This is a genomic window from Pseudomonas sp. MYb185 (genome assembly GCF_002979975.1).
In the GTDB taxonomy this organism is placed as follows: Bacteria; Pseudomonadota; Gammaproteobacteria; order Pseudomonadales; family Pseudomonadaceae; genus Halopseudomonas.
The window spans coordinates 111,224-129,422 of record NZ_PCQD01000003.1; the positions used below are offsets into that span (position 1 = coordinate 111,224).

General features: G+C 63.2%; 18 protein-coding genes. 9 read left to right on the forward strand and 9 right to left on the reverse strand.

Annotation, left to right across the window (positions count from 1 at the left end; translation table 11 throughout):
* Positions 1 to 14: 14 nt before the first annotated feature.
* Positions 15 to 1,478 carry a glucose-6-phosphate dehydrogenase gene (gene zwf / locus CQ007_RS05420; RefSeq protein ID WP_256582209.1) on the reverse strand — a complete coding sequence of 488 codons (1,464 nt, stop codon included), beginning with the start codon at positions 1,476 to 1,478 and terminating at the stop codon, positions 15 to 17.
* A gap of 93 nt (positions 1,479 to 1,571) precedes the next feature.
* Between zwf and hexR the strand changes: the two genes are divergently transcribed.
* From hexR to CQ007_RS05450, 7 genes are all read left to right on the forward strand, one after another.
* Positions 1,572 to 2,447 carry a transcriptional regulator HexR gene (gene hexR / locus CQ007_RS05425; RefSeq protein ID WP_105643936.1) on the forward strand — a complete coding sequence of 292 codons (876 nt, stop codon included), beginning with the start codon at positions 1,572 to 1,574 and terminating at the stop codon, positions 2,445 to 2,447.
* Positions 2,448 to 2,469: 22 nt separating this feature from the next.
* The gene (locus CQ007_RS05430; RefSeq protein WP_105643938.1) at positions 2,470 to 2,748 is read left to right on the forward strand and encodes a peptidylprolyl isomerase; all 279 of its coding nucleotides are present in this window, start codon (positions 2,470 to 2,472) and stop codon (positions 2,746 to 2,748) included.
* A gap of 126 nt (positions 2,749 to 2,874) precedes the next feature.
* Positions 2,875 to 3,000, forward strand: coding sequence for a hypothetical protein (locus tag CQ007_RS19170; RefSeq protein ID WP_256582210.1), 126 nt, complete (start codon positions 2,875 to 2,877; stop codon positions 2,998 to 3,000).
* A gap of 12 nt (positions 3,001 to 3,012) precedes the next feature.
* Complete coding sequence (locus tag CQ007_RS05435) at positions 3,013 to 3,873, forward strand: c-type cytochrome (protein WP_105643940.1); 861 nt, start codon at positions 3,013 to 3,015, stop codon at positions 3,871 to 3,873.
* A 24-nt stretch (positions 3,874 to 3,897) separates the two neighbouring features.
* Complete coding sequence (locus CQ007_RS05440) at positions 3,898 to 5,268, forward strand: cbb3-type cytochrome c oxidase subunit I (protein ID WP_105643942.1); 1,371 nt, start codon at positions 3,898 to 3,900, stop codon at positions 5,266 to 5,268.
* Position 5,269: 1 nt separating this feature from the next.
* Positions 5,270 to 6,088 carry a CbbQ/NirQ/NorQ/GpvN family protein gene (locus CQ007_RS05445; protein WP_256582211.1) on the forward strand — a complete coding sequence of 273 codons (819 nt, stop codon included), beginning with the start codon at positions 5,270 to 5,272 and terminating at the stop codon, positions 6,086 to 6,088.
* A gap of 8 nt (positions 6,089 to 6,096) precedes the next feature.
* Positions 6,097 to 8,136 (forward strand): nitric oxide reductase activation protein NorD, encoded by a 2,040-nt coding sequence (locus CQ007_RS05450; protein ID WP_105643944.1) that lies wholly within the window; start codon positions 6,097 to 6,099, stop codon positions 8,134 to 8,136.
* 91 nt (positions 8,137 to 8,227) lie between these two features.
* Here CQ007_RS05450 and CQ007_RS05455 read toward each other — a convergent pair whose 3' ends face one another.
* From CQ007_RS05455 to CQ007_RS05465, 3 genes are all read right to left on the reverse strand, one after another.
* Positions 8,228 to 8,713 carry a GFA family protein gene (locus tag CQ007_RS05455; protein WP_105643946.1) on the reverse strand — a complete coding sequence of 162 codons (486 nt, stop codon included), beginning with the start codon at positions 8,711 to 8,713 and terminating at the stop codon, positions 8,228 to 8,230.
* A gap of 46 nt (positions 8,714 to 8,759) precedes the next feature.
* Positions 8,760 to 9,281, reverse strand: coding sequence for a superoxide dismutase family protein (gene sodC, locus CQ007_RS05460; RefSeq protein ID WP_105643948.1), 522 nt, complete (start codon positions 9,279 to 9,281; stop codon positions 8,760 to 8,762).
* 65 nt (positions 9,282 to 9,346) lie between these two features.
* Complete coding sequence (locus CQ007_RS05465; RefSeq protein ID WP_105643950.1) at positions 9,347 to 10,279, reverse strand: DUF808 domain-containing protein; 933 nt, start codon at positions 10,277 to 10,279, stop codon at positions 9,347 to 9,349.
* 172 nt (positions 10,280 to 10,451) lie between these two features.
* On the opposite strand from CQ007_RS05465, the gene CQ007_RS05470 reads away from it, so the two are divergent.
* Positions 10,452 to 11,777 (forward strand): hemolysin family protein, encoded by a 1,326-nt coding sequence (locus CQ007_RS05470; RefSeq protein WP_105643952.1) that lies wholly within the window; start codon positions 10,452 to 10,454, stop codon positions 11,775 to 11,777.
* Between the two features lie 60 nt (positions 11,778 to 11,837).
* On the opposite strand, the gene CQ007_RS05475 is transcribed toward CQ007_RS05470, so the two are convergent.
* The 3 genes from CQ007_RS05475 to CQ007_RS05485 form a co-directional block, all read right to left on the reverse strand.
* Positions 11,838 to 12,359 carry a cytochrome b gene (locus CQ007_RS05475; RefSeq protein WP_105643954.1) on the reverse strand — a complete coding sequence of 174 codons (522 nt, stop codon included), beginning with the start codon at positions 12,357 to 12,359 and terminating at the stop codon, positions 11,838 to 11,840.
* A 171-nt stretch (positions 12,360 to 12,530) separates the two neighbouring features.
* Entirely contained in the window at positions 12,531 to 13,325 is a 795-nt protein-coding gene (locus tag CQ007_RS05480) for an SDR family NAD(P)-dependent oxidoreductase (protein WP_105643956.1), read from the reverse strand.
* Positions 13,326 to 13,353: 28 nt separating this feature from the next.
* Positions 13,354 to 14,187: a class III extradiol ring-cleavage dioxygenase gene (locus CQ007_RS05485; protein ID WP_105643958.1), complete on the reverse strand. Its 834-nt coding sequence runs from the start codon at positions 14,185 to 14,187 to the stop codon at positions 13,354 to 13,356.
* 107 nt (positions 14,188 to 14,294) lie between these two features.
* On the opposite strand from CQ007_RS05485, the gene CQ007_RS05490 reads away from it, so the two are divergent.
* Positions 14,295 to 15,194: a LysR family transcriptional regulator gene (locus tag CQ007_RS05490; protein ID WP_105643960.1), complete on the forward strand. Its 900-nt coding sequence runs from the start codon at positions 14,295 to 14,297 to the stop codon at positions 15,192 to 15,194.
* A 16-nt stretch (positions 15,195 to 15,210) separates the two neighbouring features.
* On the opposite strand, the gene CQ007_RS05495 is transcribed toward CQ007_RS05490, so the two are convergent.
* Entirely contained in the window at positions 15,211 to 16,077 is an 867-nt protein-coding gene (locus tag CQ007_RS05495) for an oxaloacetate decarboxylase (RefSeq protein ID WP_105643962.1), read from the reverse strand.
* 279 nt (positions 16,078 to 16,356) lie between these two features.
* Positions 16,357 to 18,039, reverse strand: coding sequence for a malate dehydrogenase (quinone) (gene mqo, locus CQ007_RS05500; RefSeq protein WP_105643964.1), 1,683 nt, complete (start codon positions 18,037 to 18,039; stop codon positions 16,357 to 16,359).
* Positions 18,040 to 18,199 lie beyond the last annotated feature (160 nt).

The following is an 18,199-nucleotide window of genomic DNA, read 5'->3' on the forward strand; positions in this document are numbered from 1 at the left end:
GTGCTGCCCCCTCCCTAACGCTCGTCGAACCAGACATGCCCGGCGCGCTCGAGCAGGCTGTCCGCCGCCTCTGGGCCCCAGCTGCCGGCGGCGTAGCGTTTCGGTGAGCGATAGACCTCGCGCCAGCCACGGATGATCGGGTCCACCCAGCGCCAGGCTGCCTCGATCTCGTCGCGGCGCATGAACAGCGTGGCATCCCCCTGGATCACATCCAGCAGCAGCCGCTCGTAGGCATCCCAGCGCCGGCGCTTGAAGGCCTCGTCGAAGTGCAGGTCCAGGTCCACCTCCTGCAGCGCCATGCCACGCCCCGGGGACTTGGCCATCAGCGACAGGCTGATGCTTTCATCGGGCTGCAGGCGGATCACCAGGCGGTTGCCGACCGGGGTATTGCCGGGAAACAGCCGATGCGGCACGGATTTGAACTGGATGACGATTTCCGACTTGCGCTGCGCCAGGGACTTGCCGGTACGCAGATAGAAGGGCACGCCGGCCCAACGCCAGTTGTCGATCTCGGCCTTGAGCGCGACGAAGGTTTCGGTATTGCTGTCGTGATCGACGCTTTTCTCGAAATAGTAGGCCGGCAGCACTTCCCCGGCACGCTTGCCCTTGGAGTACTGCCCGCGCACGGTCTGGTCCTGCACATCCATGCCGGTGATCGGCCGCAGGGCTTCGAGGATCTTGAGCTTTTCGTTGCGTACCGCCTCCGGCTCGAAGTGCACCGGCGCTTCCATGGCTACCAGGCACAGCAGCTGCAACAGGTGGTTCTGCAGCATGTCGCGCATGGCCCCGGCCCGGTCGTAATAGGCACCGCGGTTTTCCACACCCACGGTTTCCAGCACGCTGATCTGCACATGGTCGATATGCCCGTTGCGCCATAGCGGCTCGAACAGCGCATTGCCGAAGCGCAGCGCCAGGAGATTCTGTACCGCTTCCTTGCCGAGGAAGTGGTCGATACGAAACACCCGGGACTCGTCGAATACGCTGCTGATGCAGTCGTTGATCTGATTGGCGGTGCGCAGGCTTTCGCCCAGCGGCTTCTCCAGCACGATGCGCGCCTCGGCATTCACCAGACCGGCCGAATGCAGGTGCAGCGCCGCCGGCGCGAACAGGTCCGGCAACGTCGCCAGATAGAACACCCGCACCCGCCCGGGGTGATCACCCAGCCGTTTGGCCAGATTGGCGAATTCGGTACGCTGGCTGACGTTCAGGACCATGTAATCGAGCCGCTCGGCAAAGCTGGCCCAGCTCGCATCATCGAAATCGGCCTTGGCCACGTGTTGGCTGACGTGCCGGCGTACCAGCTTGCGATAGTCGTCGGTATCGTGCCGGGCGCGGGCCAGCGACAGGATGCGGGTGTCCGGGTGCAGATGGCGATCGCGGTGCAGATAGAACAGGGCCGGCAGCAGCTTGCGCATGGCCAGGTCCCCCGTGCCGCCGAAAACCACGATATCGCAGGCATTACCGTATCGCACAGACACTTAAAGTTCTCCTTGGAAAAGCGGGCAGGAGGTTTTTGTAGTATAACTACACAACATCACGACTCCCGTACCGCAGACTATCATGAAGCCCACGTGAACTTGCTCCAGCATATCGCCGGTAACCGCCAGACACTCCGCAAGTCGGAGCTGAAGGTTGCCGACCACGTTCTCACCAACGCCGCACAGGTGATGCACTCGTCGATGGCCGACCTGGCCCGTGAGGTCGGCGTCAGCGAGCCCACCATCGTGCGCTTCTGTCGGGCCATCGGCTGTAGCGGCTTCCAGGATCTGAAACTCAAGCTGGCGCAGAGCCTGGCGGCCGGCGCCAGCTTCGGGCAGTTCTCGATCAGCGAGGACGACAGCATTGCCGACCTGTCGCAGAAGATCTTCGATACCACCCTGGCCACCCTGATAGACGTGCGCGAACGTCTGGATGCCGATGCCATGGAGCAGGCCATCCTGGCCATGGCCGAGGCCCGCCGGGTGGAGTTCTACGGCTTCGGCGCCTCCGGTGCGGTAGCCAGCGATGCCCAGCACAAGTTCTTCCGCCTGCAGGTATCCACCGCCGCCTACTCCGACCCGCACATGCAGGCCATGTCGGCGGTCACCCTGGGACCCTATGATGTGGCCGTAGCCATTTCCCAGACCGGGCGGACCAAGGACCTGCTGCACTCCGCGTCGTTGGTGGTGGAAGCCGGCGCCACGCTGATCAGCCTGTGCCCGAGTAATACGCCGCTGGCCGAGCTGGGGCGCATCCACATTCCCATCGATGTCACTGAAGATACCGATATCTACACTCCGCTGTCATCCCGTATCGCCCACCTGGTGGTAATCGATGTGCTGGCCATGGGCATGGCCATGCGTCGCGGACCAGAGCTGGTCAACCACCTGAAGAACGTCAAGCGCAGCCTGCGCGGCTTGCGCCTGTCGAACAAGGCCATGCAGCGCACCAGCGATATCCAGGACTGACGGCCCAGCGAGGAACTCCCCCATGCCTGTCGCCATGGCACGCCACATTCTGGTCAAGACCGAAGCCGAAGCTGCGCAATTGAAGCAACAGCTGGCCGCGGGTGCGGCATTCGACATGCTGGCCCGCAAGCATTCCACCTGCCCCTCGCGCAAGCGTGGCGGGGATCTGGGCGAGGTGCGGCCCGGGCAGATGGTGCGCGCCATCGACCAGATCATCTTCAAGAAACCGCTGAAGGTCATCCACGGGCCGGTCAAGACCCAGTTCGGCTGGCATCTAGTACAGGTGTTCTACCGCGACTGACACCAGCCGCCGACCACTGCTGCGCTTGCCTGTTGCATACCGACCTGCAAAATCGGAAATACCGTCTATCCTGTAAGGGCATTCGACATAAGCCGAACATGACACCCTGATCAGGGAGGACACGGTATGCAGTTGAAAAACCTGTACAAGCCGGTACGCATCCTGAGTTTTGTCGTTCTCGCATTGATGCTGATCGCCGCCCTTTATGCGTTCACCATGACCGTTTTGCACTGGACAGGCATTAATGTCTGACGAGGCGCAACCATGAACAACAGGCAAGCCAGAATCTTCGCATGGGCCTCGACCATCGTGGCCGCCGTCGTGTTCCTTGGGCTGACGCTCGACAGTCATCGCCAGTTTCCCAAGCTGACCAATGCCGACGCCATCACCCCGCAGGTCACCCACGGCAAGGACGTGTGGCACAAGTACAACTGCATCAATTGCCACACCCTGTTCGGCGAGGGCGCCTATTACGCTCCCGACCTGACCAAGATCACCCAGCACCGCGGCGAGGCCTACCTGCAGGCCTATATGCGCGATCCCTCCCAGTTCTATGATGAGCAACGCCACCGCCGGCTGATGCCGCAGCAGAACCTCAGCGAGGAGGAGATCACTGACCTGATCCAGTTCCTCGACTGGGTCAGCAAGGTCGACAACCAGGGCTGGCCGCCGCGGCCGATTCTGGTCACCGGTGGATTTACCGCGGTGGCCGGCTCCGGGGGCGCCGGCGATGTGGCCACTGTGCAGAGCGGATCGACCTCGGTCGGCGTGCGCCCGGTGAGCCCGGACAACGATATCCGCGCCCTGGGTGAAAACGTGTTCCGTACCGCGGTGCCCGGCTGTGTCGCCTGCCATTCGCTGGCACCCGGCGCCGATGGGGCCGGCCCCAGCCTGGCGGGCGTGGCTACCCGTGCCGAATTGCTGGTGGGGGCGGACGACTATCGGGGCCAGGCCAGCGATATCGAAGGCTATCTGAGAGAGTCCATTGTCGAGCCCAGCGCCCACCTCAGTAGCGGTGGCATGTACTCGGCCAACGGCGTGTCCTTCATGCCGAATACCTACGGTGAGAGCCTGAGCGAAGAAGAAATCGAGCAGTTGGTCGCCTTCCTTGCCACGCTCAAATAAATGCGGATTTGACGGAGAACGACAATGCGCTACAAGTCCCAGTCAGTCGCCTATTGGTACTTCGCCGTGGCAATGGTGCTGTTCGGCCTGCAACTGGTGTTCGGTCTGCTGTCGGCGACCAAGTACCTGGGGCCCGATCCGCTGCTGTACATCCTGCCCTTCGACGTAACCAAGGTGATCCATACCAACCTGTTGATCGTCTGGGTGTTGACCGGCTTCATGGGTGCCACCTACTGGCTGATACCCGATGAATCACGCACCGAGCTGCACAGCGTCAAGCTGGCCTACATTCAGCTGATCCTGTGGACGCTGATGGGCGTGACCGCGGTCATCGGTTACCTGTTCCGCTACGGCACCGGCAACAAGTTGCTGGAACAGCCACTGCCGCACAAGATCGTGATCGTCATCTGCATGCTGATCTTTCTCTACAACATCGGCATGACGATCAGGAAATCCGGCCGCTTCACTACCACCGAAGGAGTGCTGGTACTGGGCCTGGTCAGCTCGGCGGTGCTGTTCTTTCCGGCGCTGCTGCATTACGAGAACTACACGGTGTCGATCTTCTACCGCTGGTGGACCATCCACCTGTGGGTCGAGGGGGTGTGGATGATGATCATGGGCGCCTTTCTCGCCTATCTGCTGATCCGCCTGTCCGGGGCCGACCGCGAGGTCATGGAGAAGTGGCTGTACGTGATCGTCGGGCTGGTATTTTTGGCCGGTATCCTCGGCACCGCGCACCATTACTACTGGGTCGGCGTACCCTACTACTGGCTGCCGATCGGCGGATTCTTCAGCGCGCTGGAACCACTGGCGATCGTCGGCATGGCGGTGTACGCCTATGGCGCCATGCGCCGCTCGGGCCTGTCACACCCCAACGTGCTGGCCCTGCACTGGACCCTGGGCAGCGCCATCTTCACCCTGTTCGGGGCCGGCCTGCTGGGGCTGGCGCACACCTGGCCGAGTGTCAACAAATGGACCCATGGCACCCTGATCACCGCCATGCACGGGCACGCCGCCTTCTATGGCGCCTATGCGATGATCGTGCTGGCGATGATCAGCTACGCCCTGCCATCGCTGACCCATGGCCGCACTGAACGGGGCAGCTCGATCGGCTATTGGGCATTCTGGCTGCAACTGGGTGGCATGTTCGGCATGACGCTGTCCTTCGCCACCGCCGGTATCGGCCAGGTGTACCTGGAACGCATCATGGGCATGGGGTATCTGGACGCCCAGCTGAAGATCCAGATCCATTTCGTCATGCTGATCATCTGCGGCACGCTGTTCGCCACCGGGGTCGGGCTGTATATCTTCGACTTCTTCCGCTACCGACCGCGCTTCGAGGTCAGCGAGCCGGACGTGACCGACAACGAGGTTGCCGTTGGACGGGTGGTCTGAGGTGGGAGCCGGTGAAGCGGTACACAGTCTGGCTCGCCAGGCTGCAGACGAGCCCTGGTATCACCCCTCCGGCAACGAGGTCAGGTTGTTCGAACAGTGCCATGCACGCAACCTGGCGGTGATGCTCAAGGGGCCGACCGGTTGCGGCAAGACGCGCTTCATCGAATACATGGCCTGGAAGCTGAACCGACCGCTGATCACCATTCCCTGCCATGACGATCTGGCCGCCAGCGACCTGATCGGGCGCTTCCTGATCCAGCACAATGGCACCGTCTGGCAGGACGGACCGCTGACCCGCGCCGTACGCGAGGGCGCCATCTGCTATCTGGATGAGGTGGTGGAGGCGCGTCAGGACACCGTGGTGGTACTGCATGCCCTGACCGATCACAGGCGCATGCTGCCGATCGACAAGACCGGCGAAACCCTTCTGGCCGCACCCGGCTTCCAACTGGTGGTGTCCTACAACCCCGGCTACCAGCGCATGCTCAAGGACCTCAAGCCCAGCACCCGGCAGCGCTTCGTCGCCATGGATCTGGATTTTCCGGCAGCCGAGCATGAAGCGCGTATCGTGCAGCACGAGAGCGGCATCGACCCGGCCACCGCCAACGGCCTGGTGGCCCTGGCCGGGCGCATCCGACACCTGCGCGACCGCGGCCTGGCCGAGGTGCCCAGCACCCGTCTGCTGATTGCCGCCGGGGCGCTGATGGTCTCCGGCATCGACCTGCGCGAAGCCTGCTATGCGGCCATCGTCTCGCCATTGTCCGACGAGCCCTCGATGGTCGGCGCCCTGCGCGACCTGGTCGACGCCACCTTTGTCTAGGCCCAGCCATGGCTGAAGCAGAGGAGCTGGTCAGTGACGCGGCGCGCCACGCGACCATCTATGCGCGCAAGCTGTGGCTGCGTTATCGCCCACCACCCGCAGCCCCACCCACAGCACTGCTGGTGGACATTGCCCCACGCCTCGATCTGCTGATCACCGCATTGACCGGGCGTAGCTATCCGATCCGTATCGCCCAGCTACCGCCACGTCCGACCCTGCTATCGCGGCTGTTCCGGCGCAGTCAGTTTCCCTGGCTGCAGCAGCCGGTGCCGGCTACCAATGGTCAGCGGCTGTGGCTGCCAGCCGATTCCGGTATCCAGCAGATCGAGCAGGGGAACGAGCTGTACCGGGTGATGGCGCTGCAGCAGGCGATGCGCGCCCGGCGTGGCAGTGCCGAGTCGCTCGACCCAGCCTGGCCGGAGCTGCTGGCCGATGCCTACCTGCTGCTGGAGGCCTGGGCGGCGGATGCCGATCTACTGCAGGCCCTGCCCGGCATCGGCGCCAGTCTCACCCGGCTGCGCCAGCATGCATTGCAGCGACGGCCACCCCTGAACACCTTCTCCCACGCCCGCCAGCCGCTGGAGAAACTGCTGCGGCAGCTGTTGCAGGCACCGGCCGGCATGCTTGCGGAGGCGCTACCACCCAGCTCCTCAGCCCAGCAATCGGCGCAACTTGCCGCAGACCTGCTGCGCCAACTCGGCCTGGCAGGACAGGACCGCGCCGCTGGGACCGCACCGCTGCTCAAGGACTGGTGGACCGGAGAACTGCGCCCGCCCCTGGCCACCGACAGCAGCGAACTGCCCGCCAGCGACCCAGCGGACACGCCTGAGCCCAACGCCATGCCAACCCGCAGCGCCAGACTGCTGCGCCGTCCCGAGGTACGCAAGGCGAAGGAGGACGAGGAAGACCAGGCCGATGCAGGCATCTTCATGGTGCAGGCCGACGAGCCGCACCAGCATGCCGAAGACCCGCTGGGCCTGAACCGACCGGTGGACCGGGACGAGGATATCAGCGCCGATGAATACGGCGACATGCTCTCCGAGCTGCCCGAAGCACGACTGGTATCGACCCCTGGGCGACCGAAGGAAGTGCTGATCTCCGATGACCCGCCAGATACCAATACCGCCATGCAGCTGAAAACCGCCATCCGCGAGCAGCGGGGATTGCGTTATCCGGAATGGGACTACCGCATCCAGGCCTACCGCCAGCCCGGCACGACATTGCATGTGCTGCCCAACCTGCCAGGCTCGCAACAGTGGGTGGACGCCACCCTGCAGACCCATCGCGCACTGCTCAACCAGATCCGCCGCCGCTTCGAAATGCTCAGCGCCCAGCGCATCACCCGGCGCAAGCAACTGGATGGCGATGATATCGATCTGCAGGCCTATATCGACAGCTACACCGATTTTCGCGCCGGCGGTGCCTTGTCCGAGGCGCTGTACCAGAGTCGTCGCACCGCCGAACGGGATCTGGCCGTCACCCTGCTGATCGACATCAGCGGCTCGACCGACAGCTGGGTATCGGCCAACCGTCGCATCATCGATGTCGAACGCGAGGCGCTGCTGCTGGTGAGCATCGCCCTGGACGGCATGGGCGAGCCCTGGTCGGTGCAGGCCTTCTCCGGGGAGGGGCCGGATGCGGTGATCGTGCGCCAGATCAAGTCCTTCGAGGAGGGCTTCAGCAACGACGTGGCGCTGCGCATCAGCTCCCTGGAGCCGGAACATTACACCCGCGCCGGCGCCGCCATCCGCCACGCCAGCAGCGACCTGCTGCGACAACCGGCCAGCCACCGGCTGCTGCTGGTATTGTCCGACGGCAAGCCGAACGACAAGGACATCTACGAGGGACAATACGGCGTCGAAGACATGCGCCAGGCCGTTACCGAAGCCACCCTGCAGGGCGTCTCGACGTTCTGCCTGACCATCGACCGCCACGCGTCAGCCTACCTGCCCCGCATCTTCGGCGCCCACCAGTACGCGCTGCTGCCACGCCCGGAACTGCTGCCGATGGTGTTGCTGGACTGGATGAAGCGCTTGGTATTGCATTGACATGGGTTGTCGAGCGCCTGCTCGACGGCAGTCCCCAGCAACCACCGGGCCCCCGGCGTAGCGCAGGCGCGCTACACCCCAGGGGAAACCCTCAGCGGGTCAACCGCAGCCGCTCATGCCACTCGGCCAGCGACTCCTCCGGATAGCCATCGAACTGGCGATCTCCCGCTGCGACCTGCACTTCCACCCAACCGGCCTTGGAGCCCAGCATCAGGTGGGTGTACTGCGGCGGTCTCGGCAGCTCCGTATCGATCGCCGAGGCGAAGGGGTGCACCAGTTCCGGCCATTCCGGGCTGTAGACCCATAGCGCACTGCCGCACTCGCGGCAGAAGTGCCGCTCGCCGCTACTGATCTCCACGCTGCCATCCGGCTGGCGCATCCGCGCATGGTAGACGGAGATCGACTCGCGCCCGCTGACTTGCAGGCTGCCCGCGTCACCACCGATATTCACGGCATAGCCGCCACCGCCCTGGGTCTTGCGGCAGATTGAGCAATAACAGCGCTGGTAGGGATAGGGCTGGGCGCTGTCCAGACTGAAGTGCACCGCGCCACAGTGACATGAACCTTCGAGATGCATACCGGCCTCCCGTGTGCAGCGGGACGCGAGGCGCCCCGCGCAGTTATCAGATCACCCCACAGGCCACACGGCTGCCGCCACCGCCCAGCGGTTCGGGGTGGTCCGCATGGTTGTCACCGCCGGCATGAATCATCAATGCGCGACCCTGGATATCGGCGAGCTTGCTGATCCGCGGCGCCAGCACCGGATAGTCCGCCGAGCCATCGGCGTTCACATACAGCGCCGGCAGATCGCCGAGATGACCATCGGCATAGGGGCCCAGATGCTTGCCGGTCTGCTCCGGATCGTAATGACCGCCCGCTGCTTCGGCGGCACTCATCTTGCCGTCCTTCTCCGCGGGGTCGCAGCTGCCGTTCTGGTGCACATGAAAACCGTGTACCCCTGCTGGCAAGGAAGTCAGCGCGGGGGTAAACAACAGGCCGTGGTCGGTTTCGCTGATGGTGATGGTGCCGATGTCCTGCTGCGCGCCTTCGGCATCGACCAGGTTGATGGTGACGTCCTGCGATGCAGCCTGGGCCGCGCCAATGGACAATGCCGCGGCCAAAATCAGCCAAGTCTGGGGTTTCATGCTTGTCTCCTGCAATGAACACATACCTATGCATGCGACACAGCAAAAAGCCCGTCGTTCAGGATTTATTCAGGACCAGCAGTCTCCTTGCTGAACAACCGTCCTCCCACCGTTACCACCGCAAAGATCAGCCCACCAGCAAGGATCCCGAAGGCGGCCGACATCAGCGTCGGCATCAGGCCACCCAGCACCGAGCCGATCCAGGGTAGCTCCAGCGTGTGTTCGGCGGTGTCCTCGATCCAGTGGCTGATGGCATGGAAGCCATGGGTGAGAATGCCACCGCCGACCAGGAACATGGCCGCGGTGCCAACCACCGACAGGGTTTTCATCAGCCACGGCGCCAGCCAGAGAATGCCGCTGCCAATGCGCTGGCTGGTGCTGCTGTCACGCTTGTGCAGCAGCAGGCCCAGGTCATCGAGCTTGACGATGCCTGCCACCAGGCCGTAGACCCCGATAGTCACCGCCACGGCAACGATGATCAGGACCAGCACCTGGGTAGTGAAGGCCACCGCGGCGACGGTGCCCAGGGTGATGGCGATGATTTCCGCCGAGAGGATAAAGTCGGTGCGCACCGCACCGCCGATCTTCTTCCTTTCGTAGCTGACGATATCTATCGAAGGGTTGGAAAGCGCCTCCAGCTTCTGCTGGCGGCGCTCGGTATCATCATGCAGGAAGCGATGAGCCAGCTTCTCGAAGCCCTCGTAACAGAGGAAGGCACCGCCGCACATCAGCAGCGGGGTGATCAGCCAGGGGATAAGGGCGCTGATCAGCAAGGCGGCCGGCACCAGGATCAGCTTGTTGCGAAACGAGCCCTTGGCCACGGCCCAGACCACCGGCAACTCCCGGTCAGCCGTGACCCCGGACACCTGCTGGGCATTGAGTGCCAGATCATCACCCAGGACCCCGGCGGTTTTCTTGGCCGCCACCTTGCTCATCAGGGATACATCGTCAAGCAAGGTGGCAATATCATCGAGCAGTGCGAGCAGACTGGAAGCCAAGGAGGAGCCTCGCTGGAGATGGTTGAGCTACGCCGGGTTGGGATATGCCCCATTATTGACCCACTCGGGCCGCTCGGCCAGCGGGTTTATCCAGCGTCCCGGCCCGGTTGCACTGCGCGTGCGGCCCTAGGCGTGCTAATCTGCCGGGATTATCCCCATTGCATAGATTGTCATGAGCTTCACTCAAAGCCTGCTGTTACTCGCGCTGATCATCCTGTTCGGTGCGTTCTTCTCCATCGCCGAGATAGCCCTGGCCGCCTCGCGTCCGCTGAAATTGCGCAAGCTGGCCGATGGGGGCAGCGCTGCCGCGCTGCGGGTAATCGGTGTGCAGAAAAATCCCGGCAACTACCTGACCGTAGTACAGATCTCGATCAACGCCCTGGCGATCCTCGGTGGCATCGTCGGCGAACGCTTTCTAACGCCGCTGTTCAGTCAGCTATTCGCCATGCTGCTGGAACCCGGGCTCGCCACCACGCTGGGCTTCGCGATGTCGTTCATCGTGCTCACTTCGTTGTTCATCATCGCCACCGACCTGATTCCCAAACAGGTGGCCATGGCCATGCCGGAACCGCTGGCGATGTTCTCCGTCGGCCCGATGCGGTTGCTCAATCTGCTGCTGCATCCGCTGGTGTGGTTCTACTCGCGGCTGGTCAGCGCGCTGATCAACCTGCTGCATCTGCCCGCCCGCCGCGATGACAGCATCACCCCTGAGGACATCCTGGCCATGACCGAGGCCGGGGCACGCTCCGGCCTGCTGGCACCCGGTGAGCAGCAGGCCATCGAGAACATCTTCGAGCTGGATACCCGCACCCTGCCCAGCGCGATGAGCAACCGGGATGAAATCGTCTATTTCCTGGTCGACGACTCCGATGCCCTGATCCGCACGCGCATCGCCGACGCCCCGCATTCCGCCTACCCGGTGTGCGATGGCGACATCGACCACATCATCGGCTACGTGTCGATGAAGGATCTGTTCAAGCGGGTGCTGCATAACGAGCCGATTTCCCTCGGCGACCCGGCCCTGCTGCACAAACCGCTGGTGGTGCCGGACCGGTTGACGCTGGCCGAACTACTCAAGCAGTTTCGCCTGGCCGGCGAGGATTTCGCGCTGATCGTCAATGAGTACAGTCTGGTGGTGGGACTGATCACCGTGAACGATGTGATGAGCATCGTGATGGGCGACCTGGTACCGCCGTGGTACGAGGAGCAGATCGTGCGCCGGGACGACAACTCCTGGCTGATCGACGGTATCACGCCGATCCAGGACGTGCGCCGGGCATTGGAGATCGAGCATATTCCCCACGAGGAAGGCTACGAAACCATCGCCGGCTTCCTGATGACCATGCTGCGCCGGGTACCGCGACGTACCGACAGCGTGACCTGGGGCGGATATACCTTCGAGGTGGTGGACGTGGACAGCTACCGTATCGACCAGGTGCTGGCCACGCGCACCCCGACCGGCGCCGCCAAGGTGGACGAGCCGATCACTGAAGCCTGACTCCCGGGCTGGCTGCTGAATGCGTTGCGCCCCCGGAAGGGGGCGCAACGATCCGCTCGGTCAGACCATGCGCCGCAGCACACCATCCTTCTTCACGAAATGGTGCAGCAGGGCGATTCCGATATGGCCGACGATCATCACCAGCAGCAACCAGGCGATCGGCGAATGCAGGCTGCCGATACTCGCCATCCAGGGAATCTCGCCACCCCTGGCGACCAGTTGAACGCCGAAAGGGGTCCAGCCATAGCCGTTGCCGATCATGTAGAGGAGGCCTGTGATCGGCATCATGAGCATGCCCGCGTACAACAGGAAGTGGCCGGCCTTGACCAGCAGCGCTGTGGCCGGGTCCTGCTCGGGACGACGGTCCTTCTGTTTCGCTGCCCAGATGATGCGCAGCAACACCAGCACCAACAGCAGTGTTCCTATGGAAATATGCCAGGGCACCAGGGTCTGGCCGACCCAGTGCTCGCCGTCGTTGATGCGGTCGAAGAATTTCAGCACCTGCCAACCGATCAGCAAGGCCATTGCCCAGTGGAAAAACCGGGAAATACTGCCGTAACGTTCTTTTGAATCACCCTTCATGTCCTGCTCCTCGTTTTCAATCCGCCATGCTCAGAGTGCGCTACTGCGCCGCTGCTCCCCAAGGCCGGCGGGAGACCCATTGCCACCATGTTTGCACAAGCGGTTCATCAGCCGCTCCGGCATGTGTATCCGAATATGTGTGATGACTGCGGGCATCACCCGTCCCGTCTATCAGGCAATGCTTTCCACGATACCGCCTTCGACCCGCAGTGCCGAGCCGGTCGTGGCGCTGGCCTGGGGCGAAGCGGCGTAGACGCAGAGGTTGGCCACCTCCTCGGGACTGGCGAAGCGCTGCAGCAATGTCGAGGGGCGATTCTCCTTGAGGAACAGGGCTTCCATCTCGTCGACGGATACGCCGCGCTCGGCAGCCAGATCCGCCATCATCTGAATCGCACCCTCGGTACGGGTCGGCCCCGGCAAGATGGTATTGACCGTCACGCCGGTGCCCGCCAGTACCTTGGCCAGGCCACGGGACAGGCCCTGCAGCGCGGTCTTGCTGACGCCGTAGTGCACCATCTCGGTGGGGATGTTCAACGCCGACTCGCTGGAAATGAACTGGATCCGGCCCCAGCCACGCTCACGCATACCCTGGGCATAATGCCGGGCCAGGCGCACACCGCTGAGTACGTTGACCTGGAAGAACTGCTCCCACAGCGTGTCGTCGATATCGAAGAACTCCCGCGCGCCATAGATGCCCAGGTTGTTGATCAGGATATCCGCCTGCGGCTGCGCGGCAATCAACGCCTCGCAACCCGCTGCAGTGCCGGGGTCACAGACCACGCCCTGGGCATCATCCCGGCCAGCGGCGCTGCGCACCTGCGCCACGGCCGCATCAACCCGCGCCTGCTCACGACCGACCAGGGTCACCTGGGCGCCAGCGCGGGCCAGACCAGTGGCAATCGCCAGGCCAATACCCCCGGTGGAGCCGGTGACGATGGCGGTTTTACCTGAAAGATCAATAATCATGCTGTGGTCTCCTGCTGGTTGTCGGCTTTCAGCCGAAGCGATAGGCGGAAAGCGTGGTCTGCATGACCCGCTCCGAATAGATACGTTGACCCGCTACTTCACCCCCCGCACCGGCGGCCACCAGCAGCGGAATCAGGTGCTCTTCACCACCCGGCGGGTGGCAGAGGCGGGCCTGGGGCGCGCTGGCCCAGTCCTGCAACAGGCGTTCACGCTCTGCCGCCGGGCTTTGCACCGCATGGGTCAGCCACCCGTCGAATTCATCGGAGATGGCCGAGAAGCGGCTATCGCCGTAGGCGCGCATATTGTGAAAGCTCATGCCGCTGCCCACGATCAGCACGTTCTCATCCCGCAGCGCGGCCAGCGCGCGACCGGCCTGCAGGTGTGCCTGCGGCTCCATGTCCCGGCGCAGCGACAACTGGATCACCGGGATATCCGCTGCCGGGAACATCAACTTCAGCGGAATGAATACCCCGTGGTCGAAGCCGCGCTCGGCATTCACCTGCGCCGGCATCCCCTCAGCGTTCAGCAGGCGGGCCACCTGCTCCGCCAGTTGCGGCTCGCCGGGCGCCGGATAGGTCAGCTCGTAGGTGTGCGGCGGGAAGCCGTAATAGTCATAGATCAGTTCGGGCCGGGCATGCCCGGTCACGCTGAACTGCGGCTCCAGCCAATGCGCCGAAACCAGGACGATGGCCCGCGGGCGCTGCGGCAGCGTGGCCGCCACGCCCTTGAGAAAGCTGGCCATGCCCTGCCAGGTATCGGCCGGATTCCAGTCCATGAAGAAACACGGTCCGCCACCGTGGGGGATGAAGAGTACCGGCTGGCGGGTGTCATGGCTGGCATTGGCCCGCTTGTCACTGTGCATGTGAATACCCTCTAACGATGTCATGCTGAACAGTATGGATACCACCTCCCAGTAAGAGAACCGACTAGAATGCACTAACACTTGTTACCAATAGTAGGAAGTACTCCATGGATCGCGTAACCAGCATGCGCGTTTTTGTCCGCGCTGCCAGTGCCGGCAGCCTGTCCGCCGCCGCTCGTCATCTGGGCATGTCCCCGGCCATGGCGACCAAGCATGTGAATGCGCTCGAGGCGCGACTGGGGGTCAAGCTGTTCCACCGCACGACCCGCCGCTTGAGCCTGACCGAGGCAGGCAGCAACTATCTGGAAGCCTGCCAGCGCATCCTGCCCGAGATCGACGAAGCCGAAGCGGCGGCCACCTCGCAACGGGTCAAGGCCAGTGGCTTGCTGCGCATGAATGTGCCGTTGTCCTTTGGCAGCCGCTTCGTTGCGCCACTGATTCCGGCCTTCAGTCATCGGCATCCGGAGGTCAAGGTCGAGCTGGGTCTGAGCGATGCGCAACTGGACCTGATCGCTGGCAGCTGGGATCTGGCGATCCGTATCGGTCGGTTGGCCGACAGCCCCCTGCAGAGCCGGCAACTGGGCGACAGCTGCATGATGGTGTGCGCCGCTGCGGATTACCTGGACCGCCGTGGCGTGCCGCGCACGGTCGGCGAGCTGGCCCAGCACAACTGCCTGAGTTATACGCTATCGGCCATGCAGGACAGTCGGCACTGGGCCTTCGGTAGCCAGGGTGAGCTGCGCGTGCCGGTCAATGGCGATCTGCTGGCCAACAATGGCGATGCCCTGCTGGCCGCCGCGGTGGCCGGACAGGGCATCATCTATCAGCCACACTTCATCGTCGGCGAGGCATTGCAGCGGGGCGAGCTGGTGCTGCTGGAGCTGGACAAGCCGGTGGTGGCGCTGGGCGGTATTCATGTGCTCTATCCACCCGACCGCAGGCCGCCGGCCAAGGTACGGGTGATGATCGATTATCTGGCCGAGGCGTTCGCCACAACCCCACCCTGAATGATCCCCGGCCTGATCACTCCTTCACATCCATGTATTGCCCTGCCCAGGCAATGTACTCATCGGGGCAGGTGTACCTGGTCGCCAGTTCCGAGGCGCTGAGGCCGTTGCCGATGGCGATGCCGCGTTGCTCGCGCAGGCTGTCGTAGGTCGCCTTGATCGCCGCGAAGTAGGCGCCGTGTCCATTCACCACGATGCGCACGCCCAGGCCGGCCAGACGCGCATCGTCGCGCAACTGCGGATTACCGTAGGTGACCAGCATCAGCGGTATGCGCAGGTCCTCGGCGATGGCTTCCAGGTGGCTGAAGTCCTCCACCCCGACCAGGCAGATGCCATCGGCGCCCGCCTCCTGGTAGGCACGGGTGCGCTGAATGACCTCAGGCAGCGACTGCACCCCGGCGTGGGTGCGAGCGATGATCGCCAGCGCGTTGTCATTGCGCGCTTGCCGGGCCGCCTGCAACTTGCCGACACCCTCCTCGACGCTGATCAGGTCATACGACTTGCGGCCGAACTGGGCCGGCAGCAGCGTATCTTCCAGCGTCAGCGCGGCAACCCCGGCACGCTCCAGTTCGATCACCGTACGCATGGCGTTGAGGGCGTTGCCGTAGCCGTGGTCGGCATCAGCGATCACCGGCAGGCGCGCCACGCGGCCGATACGGGTCGCCTGTTCGGCAAACTCGCTGAGCGTGATCAGGGCCAGGTCCGGGGCGGCCAGCACCTGCAGGGAGGCAACCGAGCCACCGAGGATACCAACTTCGAATCCCAGGTCGGCGGCGATGCGGGCCGACAGGGGATCGAACACCGAGGCAGTGTGGAAGCAGCTGGAGCTGGCAAGCAGAGCACGGAAGGCGTTGCGCATCTCGTGGTGACTGGCGTTGTGCATGGTCATATCTCTTGATCTGGAGCCGAAAGGGGGTAATGCGCTTGTAGAGACGTTCCCTGGGGGAACGAAAGCCACGGGCCAAGCGAAGGATTGCGGAAATCCGGGCAGGAACCATACCACGTCACGCGCTCGAGTGGCGCTGCGACATTGGTGGGGCAGCGATCACGGCCTTCTGCCGAAGCAGAAGAGGTCCGGGAACGGTTATTCTGAATGTCAGGAGCCCGGAATCAGGTTACACCGATTGGTCCAACCTGATTCCGCAGACGCAATCTGTTGCTGTTACAGCGCCTGCAGTTCCCTGTTGTCACCTTCTTCCGCCGCGGCTGTTTCCACCGCTACGGGGGTAGGAGCGTTACCAGACTGCTCCGGCACTTCCAGATAGGGCAGTTGCAGAGCCTGGCTGGTGTGGCGACGGATTTCATTGGTCAGCGCCGGGCTGTCGTTGAGGGTGCGTCCGTAGGAGGGAATGATCTCATTCAGACGGGCTTCCCAGCCAGCGGCCATCTGCTCCGGGAAGGCCTTGGCCAGCACGTTCAGCATGATCGGCGGCGAGGTGGACGCACCTGGCGACGCGCCCAGCAGAGCAGCGATGGTGCCATCGGCGTCACTGACCACCTCGGTACCAAACTGCAGGGTGGTGCCTTTCTGCGGGTCACGCTTGATTATCTGCACACGTTGCCCCGCGGTGACCAGCTTCCAGTCCTCGGGGTTGGCCTCGGGGAAATATTTGAGCAGTTCGGCATGACGATCCTCATCGCTCAGGCTGGCCTGCTGCACCAGGTACTTGACCAGATCCAGATTCTGACTGCCGACACTCAGCATGCCCGCGAAGTTGTTGTGGTTGACCGAGGAGAACAGGTCGAACCAGGAACCGTCCTTGAGAAACTTGGTGCTCTGCAGCGCGAATGGCCCGAACAGCACCACCGGTTTGCCATCCAGCTTGCGCGCGTCCAGGTGCGGTACCGACATCGGCGGCGAACCGGCTTCGGCCTTGCCGTAGGCTTTCACGTCATGACGGGCGGTGATCTCGGGTGCTTCGAAGGCCAGGAACTGGCCGCCCACCGGAAAACCGCCATAGTTACGTGACTCGGGAATACCAGACAATTGCAGCAGCTTCAACGCCGCGCCACCGGCACCGATAAAGACGAAGCGCGACTTGATGGTACGCTCGGTGTCTGTCTTGAGGTCATGAACGGTGACGTTCCAGGTCTTGTCATCGTTCTGATCCAGGCCACGTACCTCATGGCTCAGTTGCAGGTGGAAGTGGGGGCTGCGCTGCAGCGACTCGGTCAACTGACTGGTGATTACTCCGAAATTGACGTCGATACCCAGCGGCATATAGGTGGCTGCCACTTTCTGGGCCGGGTCGCGACCTTCCATCAGCAGCGGTGCCCACTGGCTGATCTGCTGGGGATCTTCGGAATACTCCATGCCGTAGAACAACGGGTTCTTGATCATCGCCGCATGGCGCTTGCGCAGGAACTCGATGTTGTCGTCACCCCAGACGAAACTCATGTGCGGGGTCGGGTTGATGAAGTCGGACGGCGTGGACAGGCGGCCCTGCTCGACCTGATGCGCCCAGAACTGCCGCGAGACTTCGAACTGCTCGGCAATATTGACCGCCCGGCTGGTTTCGATGGTGCCGTCTTCCAGCTCGACGGTGTAGTTCAGCTCGGCAAAACCGGCGTGGCCGGTACCGGCATTGTTCCAACCGTTGGAGCTTTCCAGCGCCACGTCGTCCATACGTTCGAACAGGTGTACGTTCCATTCCGGCGCCAGTTCCTGCAGATAGGTCGCCAGGGTCACACTCATGATGCCGCCACCGATCAGCACCACGTCCACCGGCTCTTCGTTTTCCGCCGGTGGTGCGGCGCGCTGATACAACGGCCAGTAAAGGAAGAGTGCAAGTATCACTGCCAGCGACACACTTATGGCAAGCAAGGCTTTGATGAGTTTTTTCATGTTCTCCGGGCGTTCTCCGTCAACCTGGTCATTTATGGGAAGATATTCCCGTGCATTATAGGCCGGCCCCGGGCTGTCGTGCGTACTTTACCGTCGAAATCCTGACCAGGCCGGCCCGCACCATCCATCCGCGCCCCTCGCCCACCGCTGTTACTCACTC

Bases quoted from the DNA above. Each gene is read 5' to 3' on its own strand.
- CQ007_RS05430 (WP_105643938.1), top strand. From the start codon at position 2,470: ATGCCTGTCGCCATGGCACGCCACATTCTGGTCAAGACCGAAGCCGAA.
- CQ007_RS19170 (WP_256582210.1), top strand. From the start codon at position 2,875: ATGCAGTTGAAAAACCTGTACAAGCCGGTACGCATCCTGAGTTTTGTC.
- CQ007_RS05435 (WP_105643940.1), top strand. From the start codon at position 3,013: ATGAACAACAGGCAAGCCAGAATCTTCGCATGGGCCTCGACCATCGTG.
- CQ007_RS05440 (WP_105643942.1), top strand. From the start codon at position 3,898: ATGCGCTACAAGTCCCAGTCAGTCGCCTATTGGTACTTCGCCGTGGCA.
- CQ007_RS05450 (WP_105643944.1), top strand. From the start codon at position 6,097: ATGGCTGAAGCAGAGGAGCTGGTCAGTGACGCGGCGCGCCACGCGACC.
- CQ007_RS05455 (WP_105643946.1), bottom strand. From the start codon at position 8,713: ATGCATCTCGAAGGTTCATGTCACTGTGGCGCGGTGCACTTCAGTCTG.
- sodC (WP_105643948.1), bottom strand. From the start codon at position 9,281: ATGAAACCCCAGACTTGGCTGATTTTGGCCGCGGCATTGTCCATTGGC.
- CQ007_RS05470 (WP_105643952.1), top strand. From the start codon at position 10,452: ATGAGCTTCACTCAAAGCCTGCTGTTACTCGCGCTGATCATCCTGTTC.
- CQ007_RS05475 (WP_105643954.1), bottom strand. From the start codon at position 12,359: ATGAAGGGTGATTCAAAAGAACGTTACGGCAGTATTTCCCGGTTTTTC.
- CQ007_RS05480 (WP_105643956.1), bottom strand. From the start codon at position 13,325: ATGATTATTGATCTTTCAGGTAAAACCGCCATCGTCACCGGCTCCACC.
- CQ007_RS05485 (WP_105643958.1), bottom strand. From the start codon at position 14,187: ATGCACAGTGACAAGCGGGCCAATGCCAGCCATGACACCCGCCAGCCG.
- CQ007_RS05490 (WP_105643960.1), top strand. From the start codon at position 14,295: ATGGATCGCGTAACCAGCATGCGCGTTTTTGTCCGCGCTGCCAGTGCC.
- CQ007_RS05495 (WP_105643962.1), bottom strand. From the start codon at position 16,077: ATGCACAACGCCAGTCACCACGAGATGCGCAACGCCTTCCGTGCTCTG.
- mqo (WP_105643964.1), bottom strand. From the start codon at position 18,039: ATGAAAAAACTCATCAAAGCCTTGCTTGCCATAAGTGTGTCGCTGGCA.